This is a genomic window from Sphingomonas corticis (assembly GCF_012035195.1).
Lineage (GTDB): Bacteria > Pseudomonadota > Alphaproteobacteria > Sphingomonadales > Sphingomonadaceae > Sphingomonas > Sphingomonas corticis.
Map to the genome: position 1 here is coordinate 321523 of NZ_JAAVJH010000006.1, position 19769 is coordinate 341291.

18 protein-coding genes and 1 tRNA gene are annotated in these 19769 nt (G+C 69.4%); 10 read left to right on the forward strand and 9 right to left on the reverse strand.

Annotated features, from left to right (window positions below; translation table 11 throughout):
* The 3 genes from HBH26_RS12335 to HBH26_RS12345 all read left to right on the forward strand — a co-directional run bounded on the left by HBH26_RS12335 (nucleotide 1) and on the right by HBH26_RS12345 (nucleotide 3510).
* Entirely contained in the window at nucleotides 1-939 is a 939-nt protein-coding gene (locus HBH26_RS12335) for a right-handed parallel beta-helix repeat-containing protein (protein WP_168134902.1), read from the forward strand.
* Between the two features lie 61 nt (nucleotides 940-1000).
* A complete protein-coding gene (locus HBH26_RS12340) occupies nucleotides 1001-2167 on the forward strand; it encodes a glycosyltransferase family 4 protein (protein WP_168134903.1) in 1167 nt (388 codons plus the stop codon).
* An 11-nt stretch (nucleotides 2168-2178) separates the two neighbouring features.
* Nucleotides 2179-3510 carry an oligosaccharide flippase family protein gene (locus tag HBH26_RS12345; RefSeq protein WP_168134904.1) on the forward strand — a complete coding sequence of 444 codons (1332 nt, stop codon included), beginning with the start codon at nucleotides 2179-2181 and terminating at the stop codon, nucleotides 3508-3510.
* Here HBH26_RS12345 and HBH26_RS12350 read toward each other — a convergent pair.
* Complete coding sequence (locus tag HBH26_RS12350) at nucleotides 3495-4457, reverse strand: glycosyltransferase (RefSeq protein ID WP_168134905.1); 963 nt, start codon at nucleotides 4455-4457, stop codon at nucleotides 3495-3497. The two genes, HBH26_RS12345 and HBH26_RS12350, sit on opposite strands and share 16 nt — an antisense overlap.
* 136 nt (nucleotides 4458-4593) lie before the next feature.
* On the opposite strand from HBH26_RS12350, the gene gatB reads away from it, so the two are divergent.
* Entirely contained in the window at nucleotides 4594-6051 is a 1458-nt protein-coding gene (gene gatB, locus HBH26_RS12355; protein ID WP_168134906.1) for an Asp-tRNA(Asn)/Glu-tRNA(Gln) amidotransferase subunit GatB, read from the forward strand.
* Between the two features lie 49 nt (nucleotides 6052-6100).
* Nucleotides 6101-6571 (forward strand): EF-hand domain-containing protein, encoded by a 471-nt coding sequence (locus HBH26_RS12360; protein ID WP_168134907.1) that lies wholly within the window; start codon nucleotides 6101-6103, stop codon nucleotides 6569-6571.
* Between the two features lie 184 nt (nucleotides 6572-6755).
* Here the strand turns inward: HBH26_RS12360 and trmFO are convergent, their stop codons facing one another.
* Nucleotides 6756-8081 (reverse strand): methylenetetrahydrofolate--tRNA-(uracil(54)-C(5))-methyltransferase (FADH(2)-oxidizing) TrmFO, encoded by a 1326-nt coding sequence (trmFO, locus tag HBH26_RS12365; protein ID WP_168134908.1) that lies wholly within the window; start codon nucleotides 8079-8081, stop codon nucleotides 6756-6758.
* 74 nt (nucleotides 8082-8155) lie between these two features.
* On the opposite strand from trmFO, the gene HBH26_RS12370 reads away from it, so the two are divergent.
* Nucleotides 8156-8590 (forward strand): DUF488 domain-containing protein, encoded by a 435-nt coding sequence (locus tag HBH26_RS12370; RefSeq protein ID WP_168134909.1) that lies wholly within the window; start codon nucleotides 8156-8158, stop codon nucleotides 8588-8590.
* Between the two features lie 3 nt (nucleotides 8591-8593).
* On the opposite strand, the gene HBH26_RS12375 is transcribed toward HBH26_RS12370, so the two are convergent.
* The 5 genes from HBH26_RS12375 to HBH26_RS12395 form a co-directional block, all read right to left on the reverse strand.
* Entirely contained in the window at nucleotides 8594-9469 is an 876-nt protein-coding gene (locus HBH26_RS12375; protein ID WP_338057345.1) for an endo alpha-1,4 polygalactosaminidase, read from the reverse strand.
* A gap of 13 nt (nucleotides 9470-9482) precedes the next feature.
* The gene (locus HBH26_RS12380; protein WP_168134911.1) at nucleotides 9483-9833 is read right to left on the reverse strand and encodes a DUF952 domain-containing protein; all 351 of its coding nucleotides are present in this window, start codon (nucleotides 9831-9833) and stop codon (nucleotides 9483-9485) included.
* Entirely contained in the window at nucleotides 9830-12652 is a 2823-nt protein-coding gene (gyrA, locus tag HBH26_RS12385) for a DNA gyrase subunit A (RefSeq protein ID WP_168134912.1), read from the reverse strand. Before gyrA ends, HBH26_RS12380 begins: the two co-directional genes overlap by 4 nt.
* Before the next feature lie 102 nt (nucleotides 12653-12754).
* Entirely contained in the window at nucleotides 12755-13414 is a 660-nt protein-coding gene (locus HBH26_RS12390) for an SDR family oxidoreductase (RefSeq protein ID WP_168134913.1), read from the reverse strand.
* A complete protein-coding gene (locus HBH26_RS12395; RefSeq protein ID WP_168134914.1) occupies nucleotides 13411-14157 on the reverse strand; it encodes a YaaA family protein in 747 nt (248 codons plus the stop codon). The genes HBH26_RS12390 and HBH26_RS12395 overlap by 4 nt, the downstream gene beginning before the upstream one ends.
* Nucleotides 14158-14338: 181 nt before the next feature.
* On the opposite strand from HBH26_RS12395, the gene HBH26_RS12400 reads away from it, so the two are divergent.
* Complete coding sequence (locus HBH26_RS12400; protein ID WP_168134915.1) at nucleotides 14339-15622, forward strand: hypothetical protein; 1284 nt, start codon at nucleotides 14339-14341, stop codon at nucleotides 15620-15622.
* Nucleotides 15623-15697: 75 nt separating this feature from the next.
* On the opposite strand, the gene HBH26_RS12405 is transcribed toward HBH26_RS12400, so the two are convergent.
* Complete coding sequence (locus tag HBH26_RS12405; protein ID WP_168134953.1) at nucleotides 15698-16159, reverse strand: Lrp/AsnC family transcriptional regulator; 462 nt, start codon at nucleotides 16157-16159, stop codon at nucleotides 15698-15700.
* Between the two features lie 188 nt (nucleotides 16160-16347).
* Between HBH26_RS12405 and HBH26_RS12410 the strand changes: the two genes are divergently transcribed.
* On the forward strand, nucleotides 16348-18039 hold the full coding sequence (locus HBH26_RS12410; RefSeq protein WP_338057346.1) for a sensor histidine kinase: 1692 nt from the start codon (nucleotides 16348-16350) through the stop codon (nucleotides 18037-18039).
* A complete protein-coding gene (locus HBH26_RS12415; RefSeq protein WP_338057347.1) occupies nucleotides 18036-19079 on the forward strand; it encodes a polysaccharide deacetylase family protein in 1044 nt (347 codons plus the stop codon). Before HBH26_RS12410 ends, HBH26_RS12415 begins: the two co-directional genes overlap by 4 nt.
* Here the strand turns inward: HBH26_RS12415 and HBH26_RS12420 are convergent.
* A tRNA-Ile gene (locus HBH26_RS12420) sits at nucleotides 19045-19120 on the reverse strand. The genes HBH26_RS12415 and HBH26_RS12420 overlap by 35 nt on opposite strands.
* A 341-nt stretch (nucleotides 19121-19461) precedes the next feature.
* Here HBH26_RS12420 and HBH26_RS12425 point away from each other — a divergent pair.
* Nucleotides 19462-19761, forward strand: a complete 300-nt coding sequence (locus HBH26_RS12425) for a helix-turn-helix transcriptional regulator (protein ID WP_239024768.1) — start codon at nucleotides 19462-19464, stop codon at nucleotides 19759-19761.
* Nucleotides 19762-19769: the final 8 nt, after the last annotated feature.

The window sequence follows — 19769 nt, forward strand, 5'->3', positions numbered from 1 at the left end:
ATGCGCGTCCTCGCCGTCCTCACCGTCGCCGCCCTGGTCGCCTGCACGGGCGCGGCGAGCGCCCCGACCGGTCCCGCAACGCCGGCGACGCTGATGGCGCGGCTGAAGTCGGCGAAGGGTGGGGAGACGATCCGCCTGGCGCCGGGCGACTACGGCATCGTCAATTTTCCGCGGGAGGTGCATTCTCCCGCGATCACCATCGACGCGTCCGGCGCTACCTTCACCGGGCTGGTGCTGAACAAGGTGGGCGGCGTGACGATCCGCGGCGGCCAGGTGGTGGGGCCGGGCGGGCGCAGCTACGGCATCTCGATCCGCGGCAGCGAGCGGGTGCGGATCGAGAACATGCGGATCAGCGGCGCCCATCGCGGTATCGTGACGAACGAGAGCCGCGACATCGCACTGGTCGGCAACGCGCTGACCGGGCTGGTCTCCGACGGGATCGACGTGGCCTCGTCGCAGAGGGTTCTTGTCCAGCGCAATTCCTGCCGCGACTTCTCGCCGAACCTCGCCGTCTTCGACGCGGCGGGGAAGAAGGTGCGCGACGGCGACCATCCGGACTGCATTCAGGGCTGGTCCAGGTCCACGCTGCCGCCGACCAGCGACGTGCAGGTGCTGGACAACGTCATCGAAGGGCGGATGCAGGGCATCTTCTTCGGCAACCACGTCCGCAACGGCGTGGACGACGGCGGCTTCGATCGCATCGTCATCCGCGGCAACAAGGTGACGGTGAACATGAACGGAATCGTGCTCAGCGGGGCACGGGGAGGGCATGTCCGCGACAACAAGGTGGAGCTGTGGCCCGAACTGCCTTTTCCCGAGCGGAAGAACTTCCGGTTGAGGCCCAGCATCCGACTTTTGGGAGAGGGCATCGTGGCCTGCGGGAACGTGGTGCTTCCGGTTCCCCGCGCTCCGGGTCAGGGACCCTGCGGAACGCCTTAGGATCTTCAACGGTCCGTAACCCGCGCCTGCGAAGCGCAGGTAAACGACGTTTCGCGTCCTGATGGAAGGCGTCTCAGTGCTTCAGTTGAACACGTTGATCAGCCTTCCGATGACGAATGGTGGGCCGAGTTATACCTGCGAGCGGGTGGTGGCGGCGATGGAGGGGCATGGGGTCCGCGCGCGGCTATACGCACCGGCGGACCGCCGGACGACGATCGGCACGTCGGTTGCGGTGGAAAGCGTCATCCCGCGCTGGGCACGCCGGTGGCCGTTCCGCGCCGGGCGGCCGGTCACCAACCGGCTGAGCGAGCGTCGCCTGCTGGCGGCGTGTCGCACGCGCGGTGGGAAGTCGGCGGCCTTTCTCTGGGGCAACGTGTCGGTCGGATTGATGCGCGGACTGGAGCAGACCGGGTGTTTGATCGCCCGGGAGAAGTTCAACTGCGCGCAGGCCGTGTCGCGGCGCATCGTGTATGACGCATATCGGTCGCTTGATGCGCTGAAGGCTTTTCCCACGTGGCAGTACAGCGATCGCTCGATCGCTGCGGAAATGGAAAGTCTCCGCCGCGCGCACCTGATCTTCTGCCCCTCTCCCATGGTGGCCGAGACGCTGCGCGTCGTGGGTATCGAGGAGGAGCGGCTGGCGCGGACCAGCTATGGTCTGGATCCCGCGCGCTTATCCGGCACGACCAGCGCGCTTCCACCTGTGGACGTGCCGACGTTCCTCTTCACCGGCTATATCTGTGTGCGAAAGGGCGCCCACATCCTGCTGGATGCCTGGCGCCGCATGGAGGGGGCAGGCCGCCTGGTCCTGCTGGGCAGGATGGAGCCGCTGATCGCGGCCCGCTTTGCCGATGTCCTGGCGAGACCGGATGTCGAGCATCACGCGTTCACCCAGGACGTCGGCGCCTTCTACCGTTCGGCCGACTTCTTCGTCTTCCCTACCTTGGAAGAAGGCAGCCCGCTTGTGACCTATGAAGCCGCCTTCTGCGGCTTGGCCTCGCTAGTGACGCCGATGGGCGCGGGCGACATCATCGCCGATGGCGTGGAAGGCGTGGTGCTGGACAGCGCGGACCCGGAGCGCTGGGCCGAGCTCCTGTCCCGCGCTGCGCAGAACGTCGGACAGGCAAGGGATATTGGCGCGCGTGCGCACGAGCGCGCCATGCAGTTCACCTGGGATCGCGTTGGTCGCCAGCGCCGCGAGATCCTGCTCGAACGGGTGGGGGCGTGACGATGCCCCGTATGCGCGATGTCGCGCGCATGGCGCGGCGGGCGGCACCCGGCACCCGGCTGCTCGCCATCGGTCCGGCGCTCCGCCAGAATCGCGATCCGATCGGCGCGATCCTGTTGAAACTTGGCGGCGCGTTCTTCAGCTTCCTGATCATCTTCATCGTGGCGCGGGCCAGCGGCCCGGCAATCACCGGCGACTATTCTATGGCGATCGCCAGCGCGATGATGGCGTCGCTGGTCGCCACGATGGGCCTTGACCAGATCGCCATACGTACGATCGGCGGCGACTTGCGCGAGGGGCGTCAGGATCTCGCCTGGGCGGCGTTGATGGCAGTGATCCGCTTGGTTCTTCCCCTGTCCATCGTCAGTGCGATTGTGCTGCTTGTCGGCTCGCGGTTTGCGCCGCTCATCGGCGCGTCGAGCGCCGCCATGGCGGCGGCCTCCGCGTCGGTGGTCGCGTTCCCGCTGTTGCGGGTGGCCGTGGTCACGATGCGCGCCGCCGGTTCGATGCTGATGAGCCAGTTTCTCGACGTCGCCCACTCGATCATCATCCTCGGCGCGGTGGCCGGGCTGATGCTGGTGGGGAGCGGTGGCATCCGGTCGAGCACGCTTGCCCTGCTCTATTCCGGGGCGATCTGCACCACCGCCACGTCAGCCTGGATCATCCTGCTTCTGCGCACGCGAAACTGGCCGCGGGGGGCGATCAGCACCGCGCCGTTGCTGAGTGCCAGCTGGCGAATCCTGGCAACGTCCTTCTGCCACTCTTTGACGCAATGGACCGTGCTGGCGCAGGTCGGTGCCGAACTCGGTGCGGACGACGTCGGCGCTTATCGAGTGGCCAATCAGTTCGTCATGATCCTCGCGCTCATGCTGACGACGATCGAAGCCTTCGTGAGCCCGCAGCTCGCCGGCGATTTCCGCATCGGCGACGTCGCCGGGGCGTGGCGTCGGCATCGTCAGGCCACATTGCTGATGCTCATGGCGGCGGCGGCGCCGTTGCTGCTGTGCATCCTCATACCCAAGCAGCTGCTGGCCCTGTTCGGTCCCGCGTTCGTCGGGGCCTCCACGGCACTGATGATCCTGAGCGCGGGGCAGACGATTAACGTGCTGACCGGGCCGATCGGCGGCGTGATGGTGATGTCTGGCAACGAGCGACTGTCGCTCAAGCTTTCGCTCATCGGCTTCTTCCTGACCGTCGCGCTTTCTCTCGTGCTGATCCCGCGTTTCGCCCTGGTCGGAGCGGCAATATCCGGAGCGTCATCGATGATTTTTCGGAACGTCGCTGCATTCATGCTGATGCGACGGAAACTCCGGCCGTCAGGGTCCTCTCAGCCAAGGGTGTAGGGTGGGCGCTGCACCATCCACCGACGGTAGCGCATCCGGGCCGTCAACAGCACGCCGCTCGGATCGGACAGCAATTTCGCCCAGCCCAGAACGCGCTTCCCGCCACGTCGCAGGTCGCGATATCGGTTGAGGCGATCGCCGACCATAAAACTGCGTCGACAGAGGCGGGCTTGCCGATCGGCCGCGCCCCGTATCGCCGATCCGTGACGCAGACGAAGGGCATCGATCCGATCGGCAATTCCCTGAAAATTCATCTTGGTCCGTGACGAGCTGTTGGCGCGCTTGGAAAACCCACCCACGCGGGTCGTGTAGATGTAAAGTGGTTCGGCAAGGACGATGGCAGATGCGCCGAGCGCCAGCGCCTCCCCATGATAGATGAGGTCTTGCCCGTTGCCGCATTCCTCGTCGTATCGTAGTCCGGTGCGTTCGACGAAGGATCGGCGAACAATCGGCTTGAGGATCGCATATTGCGGTCCGCCGAGACGACAGTTGCGGAAGTAGCGCTCCATTGTGAGCGGTAGTACCGACCAGGACGGCGCAATCATGCGACGATGTTCGCGCTTGGCAATGCTGTCGTACAGGACCATATTGTCCATAACGTAGTCCGCGCCGACGCGCTCAGCCGCTTCGATCAAGGTGGCGATGCGTTCGGGCTTCCACGCGTCATCGGCATCTAGGATCGCAAGCCAATCGCCGGTCGCGTGAGCGAAACCGAGATTGCGCGCGGCACTGACTCCGCCGTTACGCTCTCTGATCACGGGCTTGACGATCGAATGTCTCGCCGCGAGATCTGCGATCAGATCTTGAGTTCCATCGCTTGATCCATCGTCTACAATGATAATCTCATGGCAAGGATAGGTCTGCGATAGCACGCTGCCCACCGCGCGCTCCAGCACCTCGCGAGCATTATAGGCGGGAATGCTTACCGTGACCGTCGATCTGCTCACGTCCGTTCCCATTGCTGCCCTGGCCTGCCCGTTCATATGCGATTGGCCTGGTGCAGACAACCTGAGGGGAACCTTACGTCGCCGATCCCTTCCGACGCTCTTTCCTCCCGCGCTCCGACGCCGTAAGCGCCTCGTCATGAGCGACACGAACTATCGTATCCAGGGCGCCACCGGTGAGTGGGAGGTCGTCGTCGGCCTCGAAGTGCACGCGCAGGTGACGTCGAACGCCAAGCTCTTCTCCGGCGCGGCGACCGCCTTCGGTGCGGAGCCGAACACGCAGGTCAGCCTGGTCGACGCCGCCATGCCCGGGATGCTGCCCGTTCCCAATCGCGAGTGCATCCGCCAGGCGGTGCGCACCGGGATGGCGATCGACGCGCAGATCAACCGCTGGTCGCGCTTCGACCGCAAGAATTATTTCTACGCCGATCTGCCGCAGGGGTATCAGATCAGCCAGCTCTACCACCCGCTGGTGGGCGAGGGCGCGGTCGAGATCGAGGTGGAGGACGCGACGAAGACGATCGGCGTGGAGCGCATCCACGTCGAGCAGGACGCCGGCAAGCTGATGCACGATCAGCACCCCACGCGCTCCTACGTCGACCTCAACCGCTCGGGCGTGGCGCTGATGGAGATCGTGTCGAAGCCCGACATGCGCTCGCCGGCGGAGGCTGGCGCGTACCTCACGAAGCTGCGCGCGATCCTGCGCTACGTCGGCTCGTGCGACGGCAACATGGACCAGGGATCGATGCGCGCCGACGTGAACGTCAGCGTCCGCCGACCGGGCGACCCGTTCGGCACGCGCACGGAGACGAAGAACGTCAATTCCGTCCGCTTCGTCATGGCCGCGATCGAGCATGAGGCGAACCGCCAGGTCGAGGTGCTGGAGGCGGGCGGCGCCATCGTGCAGGAAACTCGGCTCTTCAATCCCGACACCGGCGCGACGCGGTCGATGCGGTCCAAGGAGGATGCGCACGATTATCGCTACTTCCCCGACCCGGACCTGCTGCCGCTGGTGCTGGACGACGCATTCCTCGACGAGTGCCGGGCCTCGCTGCCCGAATTGCCCGACGCCAAGCGCGCCCGCTACGAGGCGCTGGGCATCACGCGCTACAATGCCGAGGTGCTCACCGCCGAGGTGGAGACCGCGCGCTGGTTCGACACGCTGTTGCAGGCCGGCGCCGCGCCCGTGGCGGCGGCGAACTGGGTCACCGGCGAGTTGTTCGGCGCACTGAACCGGCTGGACAAGGACATCACGCAGTCGCCGGTGACGCCAGGACAGGCGGCGGAGCTGCTGGCGCTGGTGGCGGACGGCACGCTGTCGGGCAGCCTGGCCAAGCAGGTGTTCGAAGCGATGCTGGAGACGGGCGATGCGCCGGGCAAGATCGTGGAGGAGCGCGGGCTGAAGCAGACCAGCGACACCGGTGCGATCGAGGCGGTGATCGCCGAGGTGCTGGCGAAGAATCCGAACCAGCTGGCGCAGTATCGCGGCGGCAAGGAGGCGCTGTTCGGCTTCTTCGTCGGACAGACGATGAAGGCGATGCAGGGCAAGGCCAATCCGCAGGTCGTGAACGAGCTGCTGAAGAAGGCGCTCGCCTGACGGCGCCCGCTTGCGCTACGCTTGATCCATGTTGCATGGGGGCGGGGCGATGTGGCGGTATCTGGCGGGCGGCGCGGCGGCGCTGCTGATGGTGGCGGCGGGCTGGCTGATCTTCTCCGGCCAGGCGCGCCCCGACGCCGTGCTGCCGGCGAGCGCGCCCGCGGTCCGGCAGCCACAGGCCGGCGTAGCGGGTGACCCGGAGGCGGCGCTACCCGCCGCGCCGGAACGGTCGCGGGAACAGAAGCGCTTCGACCGCTACGACAAGGATCGCAACGCCACGATCACGCGCGACGAATATTTCGCGCCCCGGCGCAAGGCATTTGCGAAGCTGGACAAGGATCGCGACGGGCGGCTGTCGTTCGACGAGTGGGCGGTGAAGACGACCGACCGCTTCGCCGACGCCGACCGCGACCGCTCCGCCACGCTGACCGCGGCGGAGTTCGCGACGACGCGGCCGAAGCGGAGCGCGAAGCCGCGGTGCGTTTGCCCTGCTGCGGCGCCGGCGGAGACGGAAGAATAAGCACGTCGAACGGAGGCGCTCTCGTCCGTTCGGCTTGAGCGAAGTCGGAGGCTACGGGACCAGGCTGGCTGCGCATCGACTTCGCTCAGCGCGAACGGAGTTCATCGTTTGCCGCATGACCGTGGGGCCGCGTCGAGAATTTCGTGCCGGTGGCGCGCGAAGCGCCAGCGACCGAATCGAACGTTCAGGCCGCGATCCAGCCCGCCAGCGCCTCTCGCGCGCGGTCGGTGTACATCCGCTTGCGATCCGCCTTCTTCGAGCGGCCGGGGATGGGCGGGAACAGGCCGAAGTTGACGTTCATCGGCTGGTACGTCTCTGCTTCCGCCTCGCCGGTGATGTGCGACAGCAGCGCGCCCAATGCGGTCTCGCGTGGGGGCGGGGGCAGCGCCTTGCCAGCCAGTTCCGCGGCGGCGAAGCGGCCGGCGAGGAGGCCGATCGCGGCGCTCTCGACGTAGCCTTCGCACCCCGTCACTTGGCCGGCGAAGCGGATCGCCGGGCGCGACTTCAGCCGCAGCTCGCCGTCGAGCAGCTCGGGAGAGCGGAGGAAGGTGTTGCGGTGCAGGCCGCCCAACCGCGCGAACTCGGCCTTCTCCAGCCCCGGGATGGTGCGGAAGATGCGGACCTGCTCGGCATGCTTCAGCTTCGTCTGGAAGCCGACGATGTTCCACAGCGTGCCCTGCCGGTTGTCCTGCCGCAGCTGGACGCAGGCATAGGGCCAGCGCCCGGTGCGCGGGTCGTCGAGGCCGACGCCCTTCATTGGGCCGAATCGCAGCGTCTCCACGCCTCGCTCGGCCATCACCTCGATCGGCATGCAGCCTTCGAAATACGGCACATTCTCCCACTCGCGATACTCGGTCTTCTCCGCGGCGAGCAGCGCGGCGACGAAGGTGTGATACTCGTCCTTTGAGAGCGGGCAGTTGATGTAGTCGGTACCTTCGCCCTTGTTCCACCGCGACTGGAACCACGCGGTCTCCATGTCGATCGAATCGCGATGAACGATCGGTGCGATCGCGTCGAAGAAGGCGAGCGCGTCGCGCCCGGTCTCCGCGCCGATCGCCTCCGACAGCGCGGGCGCGGTCAGCGGGCCGGTGGCGATGATCGCCGGACCGTCCGGCAAGGCGTCGATCCGCTCGCGCACGATCGCGATGTTCGGATGCGCGGACAGCGCGGCGGTGACGCCCTCGGAGAAGCCGTCGCGATCCACCGCCAGCGCGGAGCCGGCGGGCACGCGATGCACGTCACCCTCGCGCAGGATCAGAGAGCCGAGCGCCCGCATCTCCTGATGAAGCAAACCGACCGCGTTCGAATCGGCGTCGTCGCTGCGGAAGCTGTTCGAGCAGACCAGCTCGGCGAGGCCGTCGGTGTGGTGCGCGGGGGTCGCATCGCCGCCATCCTTCAAATTGGCGCCGCGCATCTCGCTCAGCCGCACGCGGAAACCCGCGTCGGCCAGCTGCCACGCCGCCTCTGACCCCGCCAGACCGCCGCCGATCACGTGAATGTCATGCGTCATCGCCGCGCCTTACGCGGGGCGGGCGGCACAGGGCAACCGGTGGGCAGCGCCGCCTCGCGGTGATAGGTAGGCGCATGACGACGATCTACACGATCGGCTATGAAGCGACGACGATGGCCGACTTCCTTGCCGCGCTCCATGCCGCCGGGGTCAGGCGGGTGATCGACGTGCGCGCGCTGCCGCTGTCGCGCCGGCCCGGCTTCTCCAAGTCGATCCTCGCCGCCACGCTGGCGGAGGCGGGAATCGGCTACGTCCACCTGAAGGCGCTCGGCACGCCCAAGGCGGGGCGCGACGCGGCGAAGAAGGGCGACGTGGCGACGCTGGAGGCGGTGTACGAGCACCAGCTGGCGCTTCCCGAAGCGCAGGCGGCGGCGGCGCGGATGCGCGACCTGGCGGCGGAGATGCCGAGCGCGCTGCTGTGCTACGAACGCGATCCGTGCCACTGCCATCGCACGCTGCTGCTGGCGGCGGAGGGGGAGGGCGCCGAGGTGATCGACCTGTTCACCTGATCCTTACGGGCAGGCGAAGCGGAAGCTGTCGTCCAGCGCCTCCGGCAGCACCAGCGTGCGCAGCCCTTCCGCCGCGGAGGCGGCGCAGAGCCGGTCGCGCACGCCGCCTGCGTTGGTGCGGTAGCGCGCAGCATATTCGGCGTTCAGCACCGGCTTTCCCGCGGCGACGAAGGCCGCGTAGCCCCCGCACTCGCCATATTCGTGGCATTGTTCGTTGACGGCGAAGTCGAACGAGGGTGCGAGGGCGGAGACCTGCGCCAGATCGTTCTTCAGCGCCACCGCCAGCCCGCGGCGATGCGCCTCCTCGGCCAGGAAGCGGTTGTAGGCGAGCTGGTCGGCGGCGGTTAGCGGCAGGCCGGCGCGGTTGTCCGGTTCGAACCCGTCGACGTTGTCGGGCTCCACGCCGTCGCACCCCTTGCCGGCGGCAAGCTCGAGCCGGCGGGTCATGATCGCGCGGACGTTGGCGGAGCGGATATCGAGCCATCGCTCGCCCGGCCAGCCGTCGAGCGGGTTGCCCATGTCAGCCGGGGCAAACGCGGCATAGTCGCTGCGCCAGTTCTCCGCGCTACCCGCGGAGAAATAGCAGACCACGCGCCGTCCCGCGGCATGAAGCGAGGCAATGGTCGCTGGCCGTGTATCGAACAGGTCGATGTCGTAGATGGCGACATCATAGCCGGTGTTGACGGTGCCGGTCAGCTGCCAGTGCCAGCCGTCACCCGCGTGCGGTGTCCAACGCGCGACGGGCGTGCCGCTCGGCGTGGGGGAGGGTGAAGGCGCCGGCGCCGGCGTCGGCGTCGCCGTGGCGACCGGCGCCGGTTCCTCATCCTCGCCTCCGGCACCGCACGCCGCCAGCGCCAGCAGCGCCGCGCCCGCTACCACTCTCACTCGCGGATCAGCCCGTGACGGGAAGCGCGACGCTGCCGTCCGCGTCGCGGTGCAGCGGGCCGTAGGCGACGACCGTCTCCAGCAGCAGCGCGTCGTAGAGGTGGGGGAACAGCTGGCCGCCACGCGATTCCTCCCAGCGAACGCGATCGGCGTAGGCGGCGAGGTCCACCGCGGCGACGTGCAGGTCGTCCCGCCCGGCGAAGTGACGGTCCACCGTCTCCGTCAGCTGGGCGGCGGTGGACAGGTGGATGTAGCCGTCGGCGCGATCGACCGGTGCGCCGTCGAACCGTCCGTCACGCTCCAGCGTCGCCATCTCGTCTGCGGTCAGCACCTTGTAGGCGGTCAGCGCCCGGCTCATGCCTCGTCCTCCCCGTCGTCGCCGCCGTCGCCGTCCTCGTCGACGCGCTCGTCCATCGTGGCCGGCCCGGTGCCGTCGTCGACGACCAGCCGGTCCCCGGCGTCCACGGGCGCGGCGGCGCCTTCCTCGGCGATCAGCGCCTCGGCCTCGTTCTCCGGCGCCTCCTCCTCGTCGATCTTCGCGGCGGAAACGACGTGCTCGCCCTCGCCCACGCGGAAGATGGTGACGCCCTGCGTGTTGCGGCCGGCGACGCGGATGTCCCCCACGGTGGTGCGGATCAGCTTGGCCTGGTCGGTCACCAGCATCAGCTGCTGCCCGTTATGCGCCGGGAAGCTGGCCACCACCGGCCCGTTGCGGTCGGAGGTGACGATATTGGTGATGCCCTGTCCGCCGCGGTTGGTGCGTCGGTACTCATAGGCGGAGGTGCGCTTGCCATAGCCGTTGGCGGTGACAGTGAGGATGAACTCCTCCGCCGCCTCGAACTCCGCCATCCGCTCGGACGACAGCGTCACCTCGCGCTCCCCGTCCTTCCAGCGCGCCGCCTTCAGATACGCCTCGCGCTCCGCCGGCGTGGCGTCGAAGCCGCCCAGCACGGACAGCGAGATCACCTCGTCGCCGTCCGCCAGCCGCGCGCCGCGCACGCCCGCCGAATCGCGGCTCTGGAACTCGCGCACGTCGGTCGCCGCGAAGCGGATGGCGCGGCCCTGGCGCGTGGCGAGCAGGACGTCGTCACTCTCCGTCAGCAACGAGACGCCGATCAGCCGGTCGTCCGACCCCTCGTCGAAGCGCATCGCAATCTTGCCCGACTGGCGGATGTTGGCGAAGGCATCCATCGAGTTGCGGCGCACCGATCCCTTCGCCGTGGCGAACATCACGTGCAGGTCGCCCCATTTCGCCTCGTCCTCGGGCAGCGGCAGGACGGTGGAGATCGTCTCCCCCTGCGCCAGCGGCAGCAGGTTCACCATCGGCCGCCCGCGGGTCGCCGGGCCGCCCTCGGGCAGGCGCCACACCTTCAGCCGGTAGACCTTGCCCGCGGTGGAGAAGAACAGCACCGGCGTGTGCGTCGAGGTGACGAAGAGGCTGGTGATCGCATCCTCGTCCTTGGTCGCCATGCCCGCGCGCCCCTTGCCGCCGCGCTTCTGCGCGCGGAAGGTGTCGAGCGGGGTGCGCTTGATATACCCCTCCATGGTGACGGTGACGACCATCTCCTCGCGCTCGATCAGGTCCTCGTCCTCGATCCCGTCGGCGGCGGCGGCGATCTCCGTGCGGCGCGGCGTCGCGAACTGCGCGCGCACGTCGGCGAATTCCTGCCGCATCACGGCGTAGAGCTTCACCCGGTCGGCGAGGATCGCGAGCAGCTCCGCGATCGAATCGGCCAGCGCCTTCAGCTCGTCGCCGATCTCGTCGCGACCCAGCGCGGTGAGACGGTGGAGCCTGAGGTCGAGAATGGCGCGGACCTGTACCTCGCTGAGGCGATACGTGTCGCCGTCGACGTCGCTCTCCAGCGCCTCGACCAGCCGCAGGTAGCCCGCGATCTCGGCGATCGGCCACTCGCGCGCCAGCAGCTTCGCGCGCGCCTCCGCCGGGCTGGCGGAACCGCGGATGATGCGGACCACCTCGTCCAGGTTGGTGACGGCGATGACCAGGCCGAGCAGGATATGTGCCCGCTCTCGCGCCTTGTTCAGCTCGAACTTGGAGCGGCGGGTGATGACCTGCTCGCGGAACTGCACGAACGCGCTGATGATGTCGCGCAGGTTCAGCAGCTCGGGCCGTCCGCCGCGGATCGCCAGCATGTTGGCGGGGAAGCTGCCCTGCGCCGGCGTGTGCCGCCACAGCTGGTTCAGCACCACCTCGGGCGTCGCGTCGCGCTTCAGGTCGATGACGACGCGCACGCCCTGGCGGTTCGATTCGTCGCGCACGTCGGCGATGCCCTCGATCCGTTTGTCCTTGGCGGCCTCGGCGATCTTCTCGACCAGCGCGTTCTTGCCCTGCTGGAACGGGATTTCCGTCAATACGATCGACGTGCGACCCTCGCCCCGCGCGGCGCCGCGGCCCTGCTCGATCACGTGGCGGCTGCGCACGATGATCGACCCGCGCCCGCTCTCATAGGCGGAGCGCGCGCCGGCGCGGCCCAGGATGATCGCGCCGGTCGGGAAGTCCGGACCGGGGACGATCTGCATCAGCTCCTCGGTGGTGATCGCGCCGTTGTCGAGGTAGGCGACGCAGGCGTCGATCACCTCCCCCAGATTGTGCGGCGGGATGTTCGTCGCCATGCCGACGGCGATGCCGCCCGCGCCGTTGACCAGCAGGTTGGGGAAGCGCGCGGGCAGCACCTGCGGCTCGCGTTCCGACCCGTCGTAGTTCGGCTGGAAATCGACCGTGTCCTTGTCGAGATCCTCCATGAGGAAGTTCGCCGACTTCGCCAGCCGCGCCTCGGTGTAGCGCATCGCGGCGGGGGGATCGGGATCCATCGAGCCGAAGTTGCCCTGGCCGTCGATCAGCGGCAGCCGCATCGACCAGTCCTGCGTCATGCGCGCCAGGGCGTCGTAGATCGCGGTGTCGCCGTGCGGGTGGTACTTACCGATCACGTCGCCGACGATGCGCGCGGATTTGCGGAACGGGCGGTTGTAGAGGAACCCGCTCTCGTTCGCCGAGTAGAGGATGCGGCGATGCACCGGCTTCAGCCCGTCGCGCACGTCGGGCAGCGCGCGCGCCACGATCACGCTCATCGCGTAGTCGAGGTAGCTCGTCTTCATCTCCTCGACGATGGAGATCGGCGCGATGTCTGACGGGTCGGCGAGCAGGGTCTCGTCGGTCAAGGAAGCTCTTTCGTTCGAAGGTGTCGTTGCGGGGCCGATGTAGGCCCGCGCGACCGCAAAGTCACGCGCACGCGTACGCGCGCGAGGATGCGGGGCGGATGGCTACGGCGCGATCTCCGTGCCGTCCCACGCGAACAGCCTGCCGCTGTCGGCGGGACGCAGGCCGTCGATCACGTCGAGCAGCTGCACTGCGGCACGACCGGGCGAGAACAGGTCGCGCCCGGCCTGCTGGAACGGCTTCGACAGGCGCGTGTCCACCGTGCCGGGATGCAGCGCGACCACGATCCCGCGCTCGTTGCGGCGGCGATCCTCCACCGCCAGCGTGCGCACCAGCTGGTTCAGCGCCGCCTTGGCCGCGCGATAGCCGTACCAGCCGCCCAGCCGGTTGTCGGAGATGCTGCCCACCCGCGCGGACAGCACGGCGAAGACGGTGCGCCCCGTGCGCGGCATCACCGGCAGGAAATGCTTGGCGACCAGCGCGGGGCCGATCGCGTTCACCGCGAACTGCCGCGCCAGCCACGCCGGGTCGAGCTCGCGGATCGACTTTTCCGGCCCCAGTCCGTCCTCGTGAAGCAGCCCGGTGGCGACGATCACGCGCGATGGCGCGCCGACCCGCGCGGCGGCGGCGGCGATGCCGGCCTCGTCGGTCAGCTCCAGCTCCGCGCGGGTCAGGCGGTGGACGGTCTCGCCCTCCTCCGCGATCGCGTCGGCCAGCGCGGCGCCGATCCCGCCCCCGGCGCCGATGACGACGGTGGCGCTCATGCCCGCCGCCGGAAGGTCCAGCCGTCCGCCGTGCTGGCATCGGCATCATAGGCGTAGCCTGCGCTGTCGAAGCCGCGCATCGCATCGGCGTCGGTCACGTGATGCTCCGCCATCCAGCGTGCCATCATGCCCCGCGCCTTCTTCGCGTGGAAGCTGACGAAGCGGCCGTCCGCCTCCCGGAAGTCGACGGCGATCACGCGGACGGCGGCGGGCAGCCGGCCGTCCACCGCCGCCCAATATTCCTGGCTGGCGAGGTTCAGGACGGTGCCGGTGCCCTCCGTGCCGACATCCTCGGCCAGCGCCGATGCGATGCGGTCGCCCCACCAGTCCGTCAGTTTCCGCCGCCGCGGTGCCCATCGCGTGCCCATCTCCAGTCGATAGGGGCGCATCGCGTCGAGCGGGCGCAGCAGGCCGTAGAGCCCGGACAGCAGCCGCAGATGGCCTTGCGCGAAGCGCACCGCCTCCGCGTCCAGCGTCGCGGCCTCCAGCCCGGCATAGACGTCGCCGGCGAAGGTGTAGAGCGCTGGGCGCTCCGCCGCCGTATCGAAGTCGCGGAAGCGATCGGCGTTCAGCTTCGCCAGCGCGGGCGAGATGTGCATCAGCTCGGCGAGCTTCTTCTGCGTCAGGTGCGATGCCGCCTTCGCCAGCACCGCCGCCTCCGCGGCGAAGCGCGCCGGCGTGGCGGGAAAGGGCGGCGGAGTGGCGAGGTCCAGCGTCTTGGCTGGTGACAGGACGGCGATCATCGTACCCGCGTCGCTATCCGTGCCGGTGGCCAGCTTCAACCGCTACTTGGAACCCGACGCGTTCAATCCCGGTTCAGCGCGTGCGGGGCAGGGCCTGTCCACTTTCCTTGAACCTGCGCCGGGCCGCCCGTAGAGAGGCGGCTCCGGCGACCAACGCCCGCGAGATCGGAGAGACGTGTCGATGAAGAGGATCACCAACGCCTTCCTGGCCGCCGCGCTGATGGCCGGCGTCGCCCCGCTGGCGCTCCTGCCCGCGCCCGCGGCGGCGCAGAAGAAGGAGAAGGAGGCGAAGCCCGCCGACTTCAAGCTGTCCAAGGAGTTCCGCGAGATCGCGGTGAAGGCGCAGGCCGCCGTGTCGGCGAAGGACACCGCCACTGCCGACCCGCTGGTGGCGCAGATGGAAGCCGCGGCGAAGAGCGACGACGAGCGCTACATCGCCGCCTCCACCCGCCTGAACGTGGAAGTGTTGAAGTCGCAGGCCGCCGGCGGCGGCGCCACCGCGGGGCTGAAGGCGCCGCTGGAGGCGCTGATCGCCGCGCCGCGTACGCCGCAGGCCGACAAGGCGAAGTTCGCCTATCAGCTGGGCGTGATGGCCTCCAACGCGAAGGACAATGCCGGCGCCGCGACCTATTTCCAGCAGGCGCAGCAGCTGGGCTATCAGGATCCCAACCTGCCGCTCAACCTCGTGAAGCTGAAGATGGCGTCGGGCGACGTGGCCGGCGGCCAGGCCGACCTCGCCAAGCTGATCGACGCGCAGGTCGCCGCCGGGCAGAAGCCGGACGAGCAGCTGTACCGCTTCGCCATCTCCCAGACCCACCAGAAGCGCATGGCCGCGGACACGCAGGCATGGATCCGCCGCTACCTGTCCGCCTATCCGACCGTGAAGAACTGGCGCGACATGGTCGTGTTCTGGGGCATCCAGCCGCAGGCGGTGGTCGCCACGGACAAGCCGCAGAAGGTCGATCTCTATCGCCTGCTGCGCACCGGCAAGGCGCTGGCCGACGAATATGACTACGTGATCTACGCGCAATACGCGCTCGACCTCGGCATCCCGTGGGAGTCCAAGGCGGTGCTGAACGAGGGCAAGACCGCCGGCAAGATCGCCGCGGGCAACGCTACCGCGTCCGGCCTGCTCGCCGCGGCGAACACGTCGATCGGGAACGAGGGCGCGCTGACCGGGCTGGAGACGCGCGCGAAGGCCGCGGCCAACGGCAAGCTCGCCAACAGCACCGCGGACGCCTATCTCGGCTCGGGCAATTGGGCGAAGGCGGTGGAGTTGTACCGCGTCGCCTTGCAGAAGGGTTCGGTCGACGCCGACGCGGTGAACACGCGCATCGGCATCGCGCTCGCCAACTCGGGCGACAAGGCCGGCGCGAAGACCGCCTTCGAGACGGTGAAGACGCCGCCGCGCGACGGCATCGCGGCGATGTGGCTGCTGTTCCTCGATCACCCGCCGGTCGGCTGATCGCTCGCTTCTGCAACGGGGAACGCCCGGTGCCGGATCATCCGGCGCCGGGCGTTTCCTTTTGGACGACCGGCGCTACGCGATCGGTACGCCCGGCAGCGTCTTCGCGGTGCGGATCGTCAGCGAGGACTTGACGCTCGCCACGTTGGGTGCGGGGGTCAGGTGCGTCGTCAGGATGCGCTGGAAGCTCTCGAGATCGGACGCGACGATCTTGAGGATGAAGTCGATCTCGCCGTTCAGCATGTGGCACTCGCGCACTTCCGGAATGGAGGCGACGTGCTTCTCGAACGTGGCCAGGTCGTGCTCGGCCTGGCTCTTCAGGCTGACCATGGCGAAGACGGTGATCGGAAAGCCGAGCTTCGCCGCGTCGCATTCCGCGTGATAGCCGCGGATCACGCCCGCCTGCTCCAACGCACGCACGCGGCGCAGACACGGCGGCGCGGTGAGTCCGACCCGTTCCGCCAGTTCGACGTTGGTCATCCGTCCGTCCTGTTGCAGAAGGTTCAGGATGTCGCGGTCGATCCGGTCCAAGGTCATCACGCTACTCATCCCCTCCGCGCACGATCGCGATAGCTTCGCAAACCCGCGCTACAGGAAAGTTGCGCCCGCTGGCAATTGTGCCAAGCTGCGACAGATGCGATTTCCTCGCCGTTTCGCCGCAGCGACGCGTCCCCTATGCCCGACGTGACAGCGGTCCCGCCGGATCGCGGCGGGAGTGATGCCGGGTGCGCGTTCGGTTCGACGACAGCTTGAAGACCGTGCTCGCCGCCGACACCAGCACCGCCTTCGGTGCGCGCGCCGCCTATCGCCAGCTCGTCGACCTGATCGCGCGGGGCCGTGCCTCGCTGGACGATACCTTGCGCGAACGGCTCGCCGCGCTGCGCCCCACCATGCCGGCGGAGCAGCGCGCGGCGCTGGCGCGCGGGCTGGCGCTCGCCGACCCGCCCGTAACGCTGATCGCGTTCCTGGCCGACGACACGCCGGAAGTGACGGCGGCGGTACTGCGCGCGGCGCGGCTGTCGCCGGAGGATTGGGACTGGCTGCTGCCGCGCCTCGGCCCGCACGGGCGCAGCGTGCTGCGGCGGCGCGGCGACCTGCCGCCGACCGCGGTACGCGCGCTGGAGAGCTTCGGCAGCACCGACTTCGCACTGTCGCACGAGGCGCGGGAGTCGGTTGCAGCCGCACCGCCTGAGAAGGTCGCCGCCCCGAAAGCCGCGACCGATGCCTTCCGCGCGCTGGGCGACATCGCCGCCACGCTGCCCCCGGTCGCCGCCGCGCGCGACCACGGGCCGCACGAGCGGTTCGAGATCGCCGAGCTGGTCGATCGCATCGCCGCCTATCAGCGCCAGCGCGCCACCGGGCCGCTCGCCGCCGACACCGCCGTGACCGCCTTCCGGTTCGAGACGGACGCCGCGGGGGTGATCCGCTGGATCGACAGCGCGCCACGCGGCGCGGTGATCGGCCTGTCGCTGGATCATGCCGCGGATGCCGCGCCCAGCGTCGACGGCGTCGCCGCCGGCGCGTTCCGCAAGCGCGCCGCCTTCGGCGATGCCCGCCTGTCGGTGCGCGGGGAGTCCGCGCTGTCGGGCGACTGGCGCATTTCCGCCGTGCCGCTGTTCGATCCCGCCCGCGGTGCCTTCATCGGCTATCGCGGCAGCGCGCGCCGCCCCCGGCTGGAGGAGGACGCCGCCCGCTTGCGTCCGCGCGGCGCGGCGGTGGAGGGATTGCGCCGGCTGGTGCACGAGTTGCGCACGCCCACCACCGCGATCGCCGGCTTCGCCGAGCTGATCGACGAGCAGCTGCTGGGGCCGGTGCCGTCGATCTATCGCGATCGCGCGGCCACGATCCGGCGGCACGTCGGCGGCCTGGTCGGCGCGATCGACGACCTCGACACCGCCGCGCGGCTGGAGGCGGACGCGCTGGACCTGCGCGACGACGTGGTGGGCGCGGCGCCGCTACTGGAACGGATCGCCGCGGAGATGGCGCCGCTGGCGGCACGGCGGGGTGCCCGCCTGTCCGTCGCGGCGGACGAGGGCGCGGCCTGGGCGGCGGACGCGCCCGCGCTGGAGCGGCTGATCTCTCGCCTGCTCGCCAGCCTGCTGTCCACCGCCGCGGCCGGAGAGGTGGTGCGAACGCAGGCGGTGGCGGGCGATCCCGCGGGGATGATCCGCCTGACGATCGACCGGCCGCTGGCGCTGGCGAGCCGCAGCGAGGCGGAGCTGCTGGCGATGGACGACGAGCGCGCCGGCGACGTGGAAGGAGCGCCGCTGCTGGGCATCGGTTTCTCGCTTCGACTCGCGCGGCACCTCGCCGTGGAGCTCGGAGGCGGGCTGGCGTTCGAGCGGGATCGCTTGACACTGACGCTGCCGGCGGCTTCCACCACGATCATGGGGCAGGCTTCCACCAGCACGCCGTGACCGCCGACGCCGCGGTCACGCTTCACCGGATGCGGTTCGCGACGCCCGCGGCGGCGCGGGTGGCATGGCCGTCATCGTTCGGGCGCCGTTTCCTCGTCAGCGTGGACGTGGAGGAGGAGTTCGACTGGCGAAAGCCCTTCTCCCGTGCAGCGCGCGGCGTGACCGCGGTGGCGGCGCTGCCGGCGATGCACGCGCGGCTGGCGGACGCGGGGATCGGACCGCTCTACCTGGTCGACCACCCCGTCGCCGCCAATCCGCGCGCCATCGCCACCGTCGCCGCGCTGGCCGGCGCCGAGATCGGCGCGCAGCTTCACCCCTGGGTCAATCCGCCCGATCGCGAGCCGGCGGGGGAGGGGGCGTCCTTCGTCGGCAACCTGCCGCGCGAGGTGGAGGCGGCGAAGCTCGACACGCTGATCGCCACGATCGAGAGCGCCACCGGCGCGGCACCGCGCGCGTACCGGGCCGGGCGCTACGGCCTTGGTCCCGCATCGCTGGCGCTGCTCGCGGAACGCGGCATCCGCGTCGACACGTCGATGCGCGCGCGGCACGATTACCGTGCGGCGGGCGGAGCGGATTTCTCCCATGTCGGCAATGCCGCGTTCCGCACGCGCGAGGGGTTGCTGGAATTGCCGCTGTCGACCGTGGACGTCGGGCGCTGGCGCGGCGCGGGCGAGTGGCTGCCGCAAGCGGCGCGGCGGGTGCCGAAGGGGCGCGGGCTGCTGGCGCGCGCGGGCCTCCACTCGCGCGTGCCGCTGACGCCGGAGGGCGTGTGCGCGGCGGAGTCGGTGGCGGCGGTGCGCGCGGCGGCGCAGGATGGCGAGCGACTGCTGGTCCTCTCCTTCCACTCCCCCTCGCTGGTGCCGGGCAACACGCCCTACGTGCGCGACGACGCAGAGCTGGCGCGATTTCACGCCTGGTGGGATGCGGTGCTGCCTGCGCTGGCTCGGCACGGGTTCGAGCCCGCGTCGCTGGCGGAGGTGCTGGTCGCGGCGGACGAAGGCGGGATGGTGGGCCCGGCAGGACTCGAACCCGCAACCTAGCCGTTATGAGCGGCCAGCTCTAACCGTTGAGCTACAGGCCCGCCACCGCTGCTTTGGTCGGGGAGACAGGATTTTCCCGGCCCGCCAAGTCGTTGAACCCACGTCAACGAACAGCCCGCACATCTGCGAGTTGCACAGCGAGGGGTACAAAAAGGCGCGAAAAATGGCAAGCGGCCGATGATCGGTCGGTGGCATTTTTCAACCGCCGATCGATGGCAAATCCCGGTCATGAATCCTGCCCGGCAGCGTCACAGGACTGTGGACCGGCCTGGTCCTACTTCGCGTCGCCCATGCGCTCGCCGGACCGCGACACCAGTCGCGGATCGAGCGATCGTGGCGTCCGCCCGAGCCGCACGCTGCGAACACGATCCACCTCGATCTGCTGCGCGAAGCCTGCCGGGACGAGTTCAGCGTCCGGATCGCCAATCGTGACGCGAAGGGGCGGCGGACCGCGCGTGAGATCCTGCCGCTCGGCCTGTCCTACAGCCCGAAGACGCTGATGCTGGTGGGCTGGTGCGTGTTGCGCGAGGCGCACCGGACGTTCGAGGTGCCGCGGATCGAGGCGCTGGAACGCGGCGGGCGCAGCTTCCGCCCGCGCCGGGTGCAGCTTCTGCGCGACTATGTCACGCTGCGGACCGCGGAGTGGAAGCGGCAGGAGGAAGAGGCGCGCCTGCGATCGTAGCGCGGCCG

What these genes read in the sequence shown, in the direction of transcription:
- HBH26_RS12370 (WP_168134909.1), top strand. Translation starts at nt 8,156, where the DNA reads ATGACGACGATCTACACGATCGGCTATGAAGCGACGACGATGGCCGAC.
- HBH26_RS12400 (WP_168134915.1), top strand. Translation starts at nt 14,339, where the DNA reads ATGAAGAGGATCACCAACGCCTTCCTGGCCGCCGCGCTGATGGCCGGC.
- HBH26_RS12340 (WP_168134903.1), top strand. Translation starts at nt 1,001, where the DNA reads ATGGAAGGCGTCTCAGTGCTTCAGTTGAACACGTTGATCAGCCTTCCG.
- HBH26_RS12405 (WP_168134953.1), bottom strand. Translation starts at nt 16,159, where the DNA reads ATGACCTTGGACCGGATCGACCGCGACATCCTGAACCTTCTGCAACAG.
- HBH26_RS12390 (WP_168134913.1), bottom strand. Translation starts at nt 13,414, where the DNA reads ATGAGCGCCACCGTCGTCATCGGCGCCGGGGGCGGGATCGGCGCCGCG.
- HBH26_RS12360 (WP_168134907.1), top strand. Translation starts at nt 6,101, where the DNA reads ATGTGGCGGTATCTGGCGGGCGGCGCGGCGGCGCTGCTGATGGTGGCG.
- trmFO (WP_168134908.1), bottom strand. Translation starts at nt 8,081, where the DNA reads ATGACGCATGACATTCACGTGATCGGCGGCGGTCTGGCGGGGTCAGAG.
- gatB (WP_168134906.1), top strand. Translation starts at nt 4,594, where the DNA reads ATGAGCGACACGAACTATCGTATCCAGGGCGCCACCGGTGAGTGGGAG.
- HBH26_RS12335 (WP_168134902.1), top strand. Translation starts at nt 1, where the DNA reads ATGCGCGTCCTCGCCGTCCTCACCGTCGCCGCCCTGGTCGCCTGCACG.
- HBH26_RS12345 (WP_168134904.1), top strand. Translation starts at nt 2,179, where the DNA reads ATGCGCGATGTCGCGCGCATGGCGCGGCGGGCGGCACCCGGCACCCGG.
- HBH26_RS12395 (WP_168134914.1), bottom strand. Translation starts at nt 14,157, where the DNA reads ATGATCGCCGTCCTGTCACCAGCCAAGACGCTGGACCTCGCCACTCCG.
- HBH26_RS12380 (WP_168134911.1), bottom strand. Translation starts at nt 9,833, where the DNA reads ATGAGCCGGGCGCTGACCGCCTACAAGGTGCTGACCGCAGACGAGATG.